At 36.9% G+C, this 12,530-nt stretch carries 13 protein-coding genes; 8 read left to right on the top strand and 5 right to left on the bottom strand.

Features of this window, described 5'->3' with window-relative positions; translation table 11 throughout:
• Positions 1–230 precede the first annotated feature (230 nt).
• Positions 231–1,058, top strand: coding sequence for a polyamine aminopropyltransferase (speE, locus tag ACODS7_RS28545; RefSeq protein WP_000424696.1), 828 nt, complete (start codon positions 231–233; stop codon positions 1,056–1,058).
• 219 nt (positions 1,059–1,277) lie between these two features.
• Positions 1,278–2,150: an agmatinase gene (gene speB / locus ACODS7_RS28550; protein WP_001209831.1), complete on the top strand. Its 873-nt coding sequence runs from the start codon at positions 1,278–1,280 to the stop codon at positions 2,148–2,150.
• Positions 2,151–2,428: 278 nt separating this feature from the next.
• On the opposite strand, the gene ACODS7_RS28555 is transcribed toward speB, so the two are convergent.
• Complete coding sequence (locus tag ACODS7_RS28555; protein ID WP_243168830.1) at positions 2,429–3,466, bottom strand: PTS sugar transporter subunit IIC; 1,038 nt, start codon at positions 3,464–3,466, stop codon at positions 2,429–2,431.
• 383 nt (positions 3,467–3,849) lie between these two features.
• On the opposite strand from ACODS7_RS28555, the gene ACODS7_RS28560 reads away from it, so the two are divergent.
• Entirely contained in the window at positions 3,850–4,212 is a 363-nt protein-coding gene (locus ACODS7_RS28560) for a YxeA family protein (RefSeq protein WP_029443683.1), read from the top strand.
• 25 nt (positions 4,213–4,237) lie between these two features.
• Here the strand turns inward: ACODS7_RS28560 and ACODS7_RS28565 are convergent, their stop codons facing one another.
• On the bottom strand, positions 4,238–5,224 hold the full coding sequence (locus ACODS7_RS28565) for a S66 family peptidase (RefSeq protein ID WP_243168829.1): 987 nt from the start codon (positions 5,222–5,224) through the stop codon (positions 4,238–4,240).
• A 202-nt stretch (positions 5,225–5,426) separates the two neighbouring features.
• On the opposite strand from ACODS7_RS28565, the gene ACODS7_RS28570 reads away from it, so the two are divergent.
• The 5 genes from ACODS7_RS28570 to ACODS7_RS28590 all read left to right on the top strand — a co-directional run bounded on the left by ACODS7_RS28570 (position 5,427) and on the right by ACODS7_RS28590 (position 9,294).
• Positions 5,427–5,864: a YwiB family protein gene (locus ACODS7_RS28570; RefSeq protein WP_000744343.1), complete on the top strand. Its 438-nt coding sequence runs from the start codon at positions 5,427–5,429 to the stop codon at positions 5,862–5,864.
• The gene (argS, locus tag ACODS7_RS28575; RefSeq protein WP_001086464.1) at positions 5,864–7,534 is read left to right on the top strand and encodes an arginine--tRNA ligase; all 1,671 of its coding nucleotides are present in this window, start codon (positions 5,864–5,866) and stop codon (positions 7,532–7,534) included. The genes ACODS7_RS28570 and argS overlap by 1 nt, the downstream gene beginning before the upstream one ends.
• 276 nt (positions 7,535–7,810) lie before the next feature.
• A complete protein-coding gene (locus tag ACODS7_RS28580) occupies positions 7,811–8,338 on the top strand; it encodes an RNA polymerase sigma factor (RefSeq protein ID WP_029443681.1) in 528 nt (175 codons plus the stop codon).
• Positions 8,325–8,639 carry an anti-sigma factor gene (locus tag ACODS7_RS28585; RefSeq protein WP_098629831.1) on the top strand — a complete coding sequence of 105 codons (315 nt, stop codon included), beginning with the start codon at positions 8,325–8,327 and terminating at the stop codon, positions 8,637–8,639. The genes ACODS7_RS28580 and ACODS7_RS28585 overlap by 14 nt, the downstream gene beginning before the upstream one ends.
• Positions 8,623–9,294, top strand: a complete 672-nt coding sequence (locus ACODS7_RS28590) for an ABA4-like family protein (RefSeq protein WP_098629830.1) — start codon at positions 8,623–8,625, stop codon at positions 9,292–9,294. The genes ACODS7_RS28585 and ACODS7_RS28590 overlap by 17 nt, the downstream gene beginning before the upstream one ends.
• A gap of 26 nt (positions 9,295–9,320) precedes the next feature.
• Here ACODS7_RS28590 and ACODS7_RS28595 read toward each other — a convergent pair whose 3' ends face one another.
• The 3 genes from ACODS7_RS28595 to ACODS7_RS28605 form a co-directional block, all read right to left on the bottom strand.
• Positions 9,321–9,695, bottom strand: coding sequence for a hypothetical protein (locus tag ACODS7_RS28595; RefSeq protein WP_098629829.1), 375 nt, complete (start codon positions 9,693–9,695; stop codon positions 9,321–9,323).
• 146 nt (positions 9,696–9,841) lie between these two features.
• Entirely contained in the window at positions 9,842–11,242 is a 1,401-nt protein-coding gene (locus ACODS7_RS28600; RefSeq protein ID WP_029443677.1) for a M28 family metallopeptidase, read from the bottom strand.
• A 489-nt stretch (positions 11,243–11,731) separates the two neighbouring features.
• The coding region (locus tag ACODS7_RS28605) for an MSCRAMM family protein (RefSeq protein ID WP_488828162.1) at positions 11,732–12,530 on the bottom strand (799 nt) is incomplete at its 5' end.

The raw sequence follows: 12,530 nt of genomic DNA on the forward strand, positions 1-12,530 counted from the left end.
AAAATGATTCCAGAATGTTGGGAACCCCTAAAGGGTTTCCCAACACTCTGAAAAACCCTTTCTTAAGAAAGGGTTTTCTTTATACATATATGTTAGAACCCTCTGACTAAAATATATTTTCGGTATTTTTGTACTTTTAACTATACTTTTTGGATGTTTTGTTTTATTTTTGTTAGGGGACATTAATGATGTCCTCATTATAAATTTGCATTGAAAGGCGTGATTGTACGATGGAACTATGGTTCACAGAGAAACAAACAAAACATTTTGGGATTACGGCGCGTATTAACCGCACATTACATACGGAGCAAACAGAATTCCAAAAACTTGATATGGTTGAAACGGAAGAGTTCGGAAACATGCTTATTTTAGACGGCATGGTTATGACAACAGAAAAGGACGAGTTCGTTTATCACGAAATGGTAGCGCACGTACCTTTATTTACACATCCAAACCCTGAGAACGTATTAGTTGTTGGCGGCGGCGATGGCGGTGTTATTCGCGAAGTGTTAAAACACCCAAGTGTAAAGAAAGCAACTCTTGTTGAAATTGATGGAAAAGTAATTGAGTACTCTAAACAATACTTACCATCAATCGCAGGCGCATTAGATAATGAGCGTGTAGAAGTAAAAGTAGGAGACGGTTTCCTACACATCGCAGAAAGCGAAAATGAATACGACGTAATTATGGTAGATTCTACTGAGCCAGTAGGACCAGCAGTAAACTTATTTACGAAAGGTTTCTACGCTGGAATCTCTAAAGCATTAAAAGAAGACGGTATTTTCGTTGCACAAACGGACAACCCTTGGTTCACACCAGAGTTAATTACAACTGTGTTTAAAGATGTAAAAGAGATTTTCCCAATTACTCGTTTATACACAGCGAACATTCCAACATACCCAAGTGGTCTTTGGACGTTCACAATCGGATCTAAAAAACATGATCCATTAGAAGTAAGTGAAGAGCGTTTCCACGAAATCGAAACGAAATACTACACAAAAGAATTGCACAATGCAGCATTCGCATTACCGAAATTTGTTGGCGATTTAATTAAGTAAGAAAATCGAATTTGAACAAATAAAGTGTGAGTAGCTCATTTAAGGTGTTTGTCCAGAAGACTTGAACATGCTAGCTACTTACACTTCTGTAGAGAAAATCGTCTTCTTGTTGTTAAAAAGAAGACCCCGGTAAATCGAGAAAGAGGAGCAATTCGCTCCAAATTTGAGAAATAGTGAAAGGTTGGGATACCTTAAGTTCCACATAAGGAGGAAAAGAATATGCGTTTTGATGAAGCTTATTCAGGTAAAGTATTTATTAAAAGTCATCCAAGTTTTGAAGAGTCAAAGGTAGTTATTTATGGGATGCCTATGGATTGGACAGTAAGTTACCGTCCAGGATCTCGTTTTGGCCCTGCACGTATTCGTGAAGTATCAATCGGTCTTGAAGAATATAGTCCGTATTTAGATCGTGAACTAGAAGAGGTAAAATATTTTGATGCGGGTGATATCCCATTACCATTCGGAAACGCACAACGCAGCTTAGACATGATTGAAGAGTATGTATCAAAACTTTTAGATGCCGATAAGTTTCCACTAGGTCTCGGCGGTGAGCACCTAGTGTCTTGGCCAATTTTTAAGGCAATGGCAAAAAAATATCCGGATTTAGCAATCATCCACATGGATGCTCATACTGATTTACGTGAATCGTATGAAGGGGAGCCTTTATCCCACTCTACACCAATTCGTAAAGTGTGTGATTTAATTGGTCCGGAAAACGTATATTCTTTCGGAATTCGTTCTGGAATGAAGGAAGAATTTGAATGGGCGAAAGAAGTAGGTATGAACTTATACAAATTTGACGTATTAGAACCGTTAAAAGAAGTATTACCGAAACTTGCAGGACGCCCAGTCTATGTCACAATCGACATTGATGTATTAGACCCAGCTCACGCTCCAGGAACAGGAACGTTAGAAGCTGGCGGTATCACATCTAAAGAATTATTAGATTCCATCGTAGCAATTGCAAATTCAAATATAAATGTAGTTGGAGCAGACTTAGTAGAAGTAGCTCCAGTCTACGACCATAGTGATCAAACACCAGTCGCAGCAAGCAAATTCGTGCGGGAAATGCTGCTCGGTTGGGTGAAATAAAAGTGAAGCCGACTGTTTAGACCCGGTGACTAAGGTTCTTTCCTGCAAAAGGTGCTTTTTACCTTTTGGCAGGGAAGGTTCTTAGACGCAAGGGTTTAGGAGGCGTAACTGGATAGAAGTAAAAGCAGAAGCGGCTCGCTCAGAATGTGAGGGGGATGGAGCTTCAGACGTAGAGGCGCTTTTTGCCTCGAAGGAAGAAGCGAAGCCACCGATCATTCTAGCCGCTGCAGCTGGACAAAAAAAGAGTTATTCTCATCATTTGAGAACAACTCTTTTTCTTATGCAACTTTCTCTTCCGAATTAATGCCGCGAATTTCATCGGCAGAGCGGATTGGATATTTGCGGAATACAATTGATCCAACGTAACCAACAATAGTGGTAACGATTCCACATAGTACGGCAGCGAGCGTTACTTTTATAACGTCATTAAATCCGAATAGGACAAGAAGACCTGGAATTGGTGATGCTGTTCCTGGCGCATTATTAACGAGTTGGAATAGCGATGTAATAATACCGGCAAGTGCACCGCCAACGAAGTTTGTTGCATAAATTGGAATTGGATTTGCTGAAACAACATCGGCTTGTGTTAAAGGCTCGATCGCTACAGCGATTGTGTCTTTCTTTGAGCAAATTTTTAGTCGCTTAAAGAAAATAAAGTTCATCGGGGCTGAGGCTGCTACGGCAAGACTACCAATTGCCATTGGTAAACCTGTTAATCCAAGCATTGCAGTTAGTGCCATAGAACTCAGTGGAGAGGTAGAAATAACTGTTATTAATCCACCAAGCATAATACCCATAATGATAGGACTTTCTGTAGTTGCAACTGATATCATAGAACCGATTTTACCAAGTGTTGTGTTAACGAGCGGATCCATAAGCATTGCCATTCCACGTGAGATTGGTGCAGCGATAAATAGGATTGCCAAAAACTCTACACCAGCTGGTAATTTCTTTTCGAGAAATTTCACGACGAAGGCACAAACGTATCCAGCGAAAAATCCTGGTAAAATACCGAATCCACTAGTAGCGATACCAATTAAAACAGCGTATACGGGGGAAACGCCGATTGCTAATGCGACTAAAATCGCTGCTGCGACACCGCTCATACTACCAGAAGCTTCTCCTACTGATTGTAAAAAGTCATTATGAAACATTTCTCCACCTATATAACGGTGAAATGCTTCAATAAGAAAACTTGCGATTGCTGCATTAGCTAAAGCGCCCATCGCCTTCATTCCGTAAGGTGCACGGTAACTGAAAAGTGTAAATAGACAAAGTACAACAAGTAATAGTGCTAAACCTTGCAAGATAGCCATTTGAAAATTGTCTCCTTTGATTTTTGTAATAAAGTGAAACTTTAATCAGTGGGTGTTTTGTCCCTTCCCACTGATTATTAGTTGAACCAATCGGGCATTTACGGGCGGTTGTTTCCCACCGACTTTTCCCGTATTCACCGCATTTGGGGGTGGGAGTCTTACTGCCCGTTAATGCGGGATAAAAATTCGTATCATTCAATAATAATATAAAAGTGTATGAAACGGAAAAATTTTTTCTTGGGAACTTGCTGTAAGAAAAAATCCCTTACAATAATGTAAGGAAAGTGTAAGACTTTTAGATAGAGTATAGTATGCTCTTTTCCGTATAATAAAAGTATAGAGATAATACTAGTGAGAAAGAAGTGCAAACAGGAGGCGCATGTATGAAATTGGTAATTAAAGTTTTAGCTGTATTCGCCATCATTTTAGGGGGAACAGCGTATTATTTAAACACAAAAACAGAAGGTGTACATGCTTTTGTAGACAACTTCTTTTCAAATAAAGAAATACAAGATTATTATGCGGTTGTAGATAAAGGTGAGAAAAAAGACGGTGAGTATTTGTATACATTTAAAGGGTATACAGAGGACGGAAATCAACAAATTATTAAAAGAATGGTAAATCGTGAATTGCATGCAGGTGCTTTTATAAAAATTTATGCAAAAGGTATGCAAGGAAAAGGATGGGCTGAAATATCGAAAGAGTCAATCCCGCAAAAAGCATTGCAAAAAATAGAAAAACCATAAAAGGAGCGAATCGTTCGCTCCTTTTTTAGTGCGTTAAAATAGTGATAGATGTATTTTCTTTGTTAGAAATGATTTTGGCATGTCCACCAATTGGAAAAGTAAAAATTGGAGTTGTATGTCCAAAATTTGCATTTGCAATGATAGGAATATGTGCAAGTTCAGGTTTTGAAGAAATCATTTCTTGAATATCCGCTATCGTACATTCTGCTTCTTTTTGCATTCTTCCTATTACAATACCTGTTATATGTTCAAAATTAGGTTGCTGCATAAGGGAATGTAGATAGCGATCAAAAGTTTTAAGCGTCGATTTTCCTGTTAAACTGTCTTCTTCAAGGAATAAAATTTTGCCCTTTAAGTTTGGCATATATGGTGTGCCTTGTAGTAAATTAAGTGTGCTCATATTGCCACCGATAATTTCTCCTGTCACTTCCCCCTCTTGAATTGGAACATACCCTTCATTTTTAATAAATTCTCGATTTTCCTGATCCATATACCAAGAATCATCGCTCCACGTTTCCGCCGGAATGATTTCAATAGGCTCATTAGTGGTTAAGCATTGTAAAAAGTAATCAGCCGTGTAATGGAGTCCTTTTTCCATTCCAAATGAAGAGAAGTGGGGACCTGAATATGTAACGAGACCCGTTTTTGCGTAAATTGCATTATTTAAGGCAGTAATATCAGAATAACCACAGAAAAATTTTGGGTTTTCACGAATTAAATCATAATTGAGATGTTTCAATAAACCATTCGAGTTGTATCCGCCAAGTGTAGTTAAAATAGCTTTTACATTAGGGTCTCTAAATGCTTCATGGAGGTCTTGGAAGCGGGAAGAAATAGAAGAGGAAGCAAATCGACCTATCTCATCGGCATATTTTGAGAATGTCACTTGAAAGCCCATGTCAGTTAATCTTTTTATAGCAAGTTTTCTATTTTCATTTGAAACAATACTTAAACTACAGGATGGTGAAATCACGCGTATTTCATCACCCTTTTTTAACTTTGTTGGTATCACTGAATTCACCTCTATAATTGAAAGAATATTTAGATTTAAAAAATATTTTATCACATGAAATAAAGTAGAAGTTAATTATTTTTTGAAATGGAGTTTTCCTGATTTTTCAGCAGACAGACAGCGTCTTTTTTTGATATGATAGGAAAAGTGATTTATTATAAGTAGTATTTAATATCTATAACATTTGAAAGGTGTGCAAGACGTGAAGAAACAACTTGCAGGCTTGCCGGTACACGTTCATTTCGTAACAGAAATCCGTGAAGGGGCGAGGAAGGAAACCGTTGCTTTTGAAGCAAATGGTCAATACTATGTAAAAGGTCAAGGTACATATGTAACATTCCAGGAGCCGAACGAACAAGGCGAAGTGAAAACAATTATTAAGATTCAAGATGAACAAGTTCTCATTATGCGTTCAGGTGCTATTTCTATGCGTCAGACGCATGTGAAAGGTGAATGGACAACGGGTACGTATACGAGTGAACTTGGTACGTTTGCACTGCAAACGAAAACTGATAACGTTCTTTTTAAATGGTCGGATGAAAAGAAAAAAGGACAACTCTTCTTAACGTACGCATTGCTTCTAAGTGAACAAGAAGCTGGCAGATATACAATTACAATTAATTTGAAGGAGGCAAAATAATGAATTCCTTAGAACAGGTAAAAGGATTGATTAAAGAAGAAATTCAAGCTGCTGTATTAAAGGCAGAATTAGCGACAGAAGAACAGATTCCAAACGTTGTATTAGAATCCCCAAAAGATAAAACAAATGGTGACTTCTCTACAAACATGGCAATGCAACTTGCACGCGTTGCGAAAAAAGCACCTCGTATGATTGCAGAAGAACTAGTTGCAAACTTCGATAAAGCAAAAGCTTCTATTGAAAAAATCGAAATCGCTGGTCCTGGTTTTATTAACTTCTATATGGATAATAGCTACTTAACAGATTTAATTCCAACAATCGTAAACGCTGGTGAAGCTTACGGTGAAACGAATACTGGTAAAGGTGAAAAAGTACAAGTTGAGTTCGTATCTGCGAATCCAACAGGTGACCTTCACTTAGGACATGCACGTGGTGCGGCAGTAGGTGACACTTTATGTAACGTATTAGCAAAAGCAGGATACGATGTATCTCGTGAGTACTATATCAATGATGCTGGTAACCAAATTCATAACTTAGCTCTTTCTGTTGAAGCTCGTTACATGCAAGCTTTAGGTTTAGAGAAAGAAATGCCAGAAGACGGTTACCATGGTGCGGATATCATTGGAATCGGTAAACGTTTAGCTGAAGAGTTTGGCGATCGTTACGCAAAAGCTGATGAAAAAGAAAGCTATGAATTCTACCGTGAATATGGTTTGAAATATGAGTTAGCAAAACTTCAAAAAGACTTAGAGAGCTTCCGTGTTAAATTTGATGTATGGTTCTCAGAAACATCATTATACAAAAACGGAAAAATTGATGCTGCACTCGCTGTATTAAAAGAGCGTGACGAAATTTTCGAAGAAGGCGGAGCAACTTGGTTCCGTTCAATGACTTACGGTGACGACAAAAACCGTGTATTAATTAAAAATGACGGTTCTTACACATACTTAACGCCAGATATTGCTTACCATCGCGATAAATTAGAGCGTGGTTTCGATAAGCTAATCAATATTTGGGGTGCTGATCACCACGGTTACATTCCTCGTATGAAAGCTGCTATTCAAGCGCTAGGTTACGATAAAGAAACACTTGAAGTAGAAATCATCCAAATGGTACAACTGTACCAAAATGGTGAAAAAATGAAAATGAGTAAGCGTACAGGTAAAGCAGTTACACTTCGTGAGCTTATGGAAGAAGTAGGCGTGGACGCAATGAGATACTTCTTCGCGATGCGTAGCGGTGATTCTCATTTAGACTTCGATATGGACTTAGCTGTATCAAAATCTAATGAAAACCCAGTATACTATGCACAATATGCTCATGCTCGTGTATGCAGTATCCTTCGTCAAGGTGAAGAGTTAGGATTAGCTGCAGATGGAGACGTGAATTACAAACTTGTTACTTCTGAGAAAGAAGTAGAGTTACTGAAAAAACTTGGTGAATTCCCAGCTGTAGTTGCGGATGCAGCACAAAAACGTCTGCCACACCGCATTACAAGCTATGCATTTGAATTAGCAGCAGCATTACACAGCTTCTACAATGCAGAAAAAGTATTGAACCAAGATAACTTAGAATTAAGTAAAGCTCGTTACGAGTTAATGAAAGCAGTACGCACTACACTTCAAAATGCATTAGCAATCGTAGGAGTATCTGCACCGGAAAAAATGTAATAAAGAAAAGTGGAAGCGGCTCGCTCAAAATAGGAGGGGGGATGGAGCTCCTGACAGAGAGGCGTACTTTGCCTCGGAGGAAGGCGCGAAGCCACCGAGTATTCTAGCCGCTGGAGCTGGACAATAAAGAAAAGCGGAAGCGGACTTTCGTTTTTAAATAAAAGGCAATCACACGATGTTGTGATTGCCTTTTTGTATGGAAAGAATAATAAAATAAAATTTTATCAAACAAAAGGAGAATTTGCGTCGTCTTATATAAATGACAGGAGGCTTATGATGGAAGAAAAGGTAGAAGAATTAATTGATATATATAAGCAGCAAATATATTCCTTATGCTATAAGTTAGCGAAAACGAAAGAAGATGCGGAAGATATTTTTCAAGAGACTTGGATAAAAGTTTTTTCCTCTAGGCACCAACTTTCTTGCGTGGATAATTATAAAAAGTGGATTACTACAATTTGTGTTCGTACGTTTTATGATTTTTATCGTAAGAAAAAAAGATGGAAAGATCGAATATTGGATTTGTTTCATAAAGAAGATGGTGGAGAAATAGATTTCGCAGATGAAGTGAATATATCAGAAGAAATTATTCAAAAAGTGGAAGCGGAAATGATACGGGAAGTTATACAGTTATTGAATGAAAAGTATAAAACTGTGCTCGTACTCTACTATTATGAACAATATTCTTATAAAGAAATGAGTGAAATATTAAATATACCAATTGGTACAGTGAAATACCGCCTTAATTATGCGAAGAAGCAAATGCGAGAACATTTGGAGGGGTTCGTTTATGAAGGAAGATAAATTTGATCAAAAGATAAAAAGTAGTTTAGCGGGAGAGATGATTCCTAGTGAAGAGCTGATAAATCATACGAAACAGAGCGTGCGAAATGCTCGGAAATTAGAGAAGAAATGGGTTATTTTCATTCATGCTATTTGGATGATTGTATTAACAGTCACCCTAGAGCAGTTTGTTAGTCATTTGGATCATAAAATATCTGTCATTATAACGATAGTTATTATGATGCACCTATACATTCCGATATATGTTGTCATACAGTCATTTTTAAAGAAGGAGTATAAATTACATGATAGAGTTCGCTAATCCATTTGTAGTATTTGAGATAGCTGGGATTACAATATTTTTGGCTTTTATAGCACTTTTAGTATGTGTAGCATCATGGGTGTATACAGATGCGAAAACGCGTGGAATAAGTAAGTGGTGGAGTGTTATAGCGATTGTATTGCCATTTTTTATTGGAGTTTTGTTATATATGATACGAAGAAGTAACAAGAAAATAGAAGGAGAATATACGATGAAGAGTATGAAAAAGCAAAAGGTAACATTAGTTGTTATATTTGCAAGTGCGATGTTTGTATTACTTAGCGGCTTTGCTTTTGTTCAAACGTTAGATGATATGTGGAGAGCTGGTGATATATATTTAGAAAATGAGAAGCAAGGGGAGACAAGTTATGAGGCAAAATTCTCATCATGGGATATTGCTGGGAAAGGTATTGAACTTGAGTATGCAAAAGATACAGAAGTAACATTTTCTTATGAAACAGATGCAAAACGTGGTAACTTATGCTTTAGCTTGTATGAAAGGAAAGGAGAAGGTATAAGAGAGTTAAAAGAAATCTGTGAATCGAAAAAAGGTACTTTTAAAGCTACATTAAAAGCAAATGAAAAGTATGTATTTAGTATAAGTGGTTTAATGGTGAAAGATGGTTTTGTAAAAGTGAATTGGGAAGCAAAATAAAGGGCCCCTGAGAAAGGCCCTTTATTTTATTGGACTGTATAAGTAACAGAAAAACTAACAGGACTATAGTAAACGTAAGGTGCATGAAATTGAACGTACATATTTCCATCTGTTTTTGCAGTGAAAATTCGGCCGTAACCATCAGAATAACGTCCAATAAGGTTATGATTTGAGTCATAAACACTGTAACTAGGAGTTTTGCTGTTAGGTTGAATTGTTAACTCTTGTCCCTTTTGAAGGAAAATAGGTTCTTGTTCAGAACTACCTCCAGTTTGCAAAGAATAAAATTTTGTAAAGCTTTGTTCTTGAGCGGCAGCAGCGACTTTTGTTTCAGGAATAAACGCGGTAGTGCCGGTAATTCCTGCTAAAGTTAACGCACCTACTAAAATCATTTTTTTCATAATAGAAAAAGCCTCCTTATTAGTTGTAATCGGTATTGTTACAGTTAATATTGTATACGATAATGAGTAGGATAAAATATGCTTTTATGCATATATATTTTTTCTCAATAAAAGACCACTGATAAAAATCAGTGGTCTTTAAATGATTAGGCAGCTTTCTGTTCAGTTTGAGTAACAGGTTTTTGAAGCGAGTTATAAACCCCTGTTCCGATAACGTCTAATGCCATTTTCATTCGTTCAGGTGAAATGTTTTCTAATACGTTATCTTGAGGTGTATGGTATACCTTCTCGATATGATAGATTAATGGATTCCAACTATCGACACCCATCCAAATAAATAGAGCAGCAGGAATACCAGCTTCAGTAAATGGAACATGATCACTAGAACCGAATTTACCTTGTAGGACGAGGTCATTATTTAGTTGTTTACCTGCTTGCAAGGCAGCGTCTGTTACAAAGTTTGTAGAGCCATCAGGTGTCATAGCATATAAATTCTTTGCTTTATCATAATTTGTTGCAACCATATCAGCATTAAAGACGCCTAAAATACGGTCACGTTCTTTTTGAGATAAACTATTCACATAATAATCCGAACCAAGTAAGCCAGTCTCTTCAGAACCAAAGGTAATAAAACGAATTTCTTTATCAGTTTCTACATTTTGAAAAGCACGAGCTAGTTCTAATACTAATCCAGTTCCAGAAGCATTATCATTTGCGCCAGGTGCTCCGACAACACTATCATAGTGCGAGCTTACAACGACCGCTTTTTCATTACCTGTACTCTTTTTTGGTTTCTTTTTTGCGATAACATTTAGAGATGTTAATTTAGATTCATGTCTTGCCTTTAGAGAAAGGATTGTAGTTCCTTTTTTCGCAATTTCTTCTTTAAATGCATTTCCTTGCGCATAAGCAAGGCCAAATACAGGTACAGATTGTTTTTTCGTTAAACGAGGATTGAAAGTTTGCCCATAGTTTCCGCGTCCTCCAATTAAACTGTATAAAAGAACGCCTTTTGCACCTTTGCTAACGGCATTTTCAACTTGTTTATTATAATCAGTGACAGTTGTTCCTCTTTCAAATAAAACAATTTTACCGTTTACTTCATTTGGAATATCTTCTAATTTTGTCCCACCTTGAACAAAGATAAGGGGAGCTGTAACAGCTTCTGTAGAAATTAGTGAATTAGGAGCAGCACCAGCTTGCCAATTACGTTTTATTGATAGTGGTGATTCAATGAATCCAACGTACTGATCGGGCACCTGAAATGGCTGATATTCTACTTCATAGCCCATTGATTTAAGCTGCATACCAATGTAACGAGAAGCCCATTCTTCGGATTTTGTTCCACCAGGGCGAGGACCAATTGTTTCAGATAAGAAACGAACATGTTCAATTGCGCGGTTTGGATCAATCTGTTTTGTAATAGATGGAGTTTGTGTAACCTCTGACGTGGAATCCGCTTTTGCTTGCCCAATTGGAGCTAAGCTAACAGCGAGTGATACAGCAAGCAAAGAGCTTACTATTTTTTGTTTCAATGATTTTCTCATTTTTTCCTCTCCTATTCTTCTATTCTCTCTGACTGACAAAAGAAGACGGATAATGACTTTATTTTACCTTCGCATCTTTTATTTTTCAATATTCTGACATTGAGAAATAAAAACGATATATGCATATTTGCATATTTTTGAGGGAGATATGTATGCTATCATTTTAAACGAAGGTTCGCTTTCTACTCTGAAAGCTCCTACATTGCATGAATCTAGTGTACCCAAACTTTAGATTATGTAGAGGAATGGAACCACTGTAGGGTTTCATTTCTCATGTTTGAATCAGTTGATGGTAATTATGTTTCCGCATTTCATAATTATTATCAGTGATATATGTAAGGCATCCATATGAAAATAAGAGGCTGTTCAAAGGTTTTCCGTACTTTTGGGCAGCCTCACCCCGTTAAAAGGACGATACTTTATGTATCGTCCTTTTTGTATAAAAAAACATCCAATCAATTGAGAGATTGATTGGATGTGAAAACATTATTAATAATGTTTTTTGCGTTTTGTAGCTAAAATACTTAATAATCCAGCTAGTAGAAGAATGATACCTACTGTTTGTGTAGGATCTTCTTTATGACCTGTATTCGGAAGGTGTTTATCCGTATTTCGATCATCTTGCTGTTTGTTATTTGTTTCATTTGATGTTTCTTCGGAAATTCCGTTTTTGTGTTTCTCAGATGTTTCATTGCCTTTGTTTTCTTCTTTATTTGGAGGAGTAACTGGCTTGTCATCTCCACCTGACGAAGATTCAATCTTTTTATTTGAAACTGTAATTTGTAGTGGCGTAGCTTGGGCTTTATCAATTGTAAAGTTTATTGGTGATGCATCTAATTGATAGCCTTTAGGAGCCTGTGTTTCTACTAATTGATAATTACCAGGTTTCAAATCATTTACGATTACTTTTCCGTGTTGGTCTGTTTTTAAACCTTCTCGGATGGTTTTTCCATCTTGGTCTAAAATATTGAAAATGGCACCTTCAAGTGTTCCATGGTGATCAATATCAACTTTAGTTAACTCAATTGAACCTGTTGTTAAACTATTTAAAGCTGTAACAGAGGTAACCTGAGATTGTCCTTTCGTAATTGTGAAAGGAATTGGTTTAATGTTTAAATCATAGCCAGTTGGAGCTTTCGTTTCAATGAACTGATAATCTCCCGGACGTAAATCAGAAACAGAAATTTTACCATCTTTATCAGTAGTTAAATCAGAACGAACATCCTTACCGTTCATATCTACAATTTTAAAGATAGCCCCTTCAAGAGTAGTACCATCGATGTCATCA

The sequence above is a fragment of the Bacillus sp. FG16 genome (assembly GCF_057809515.1).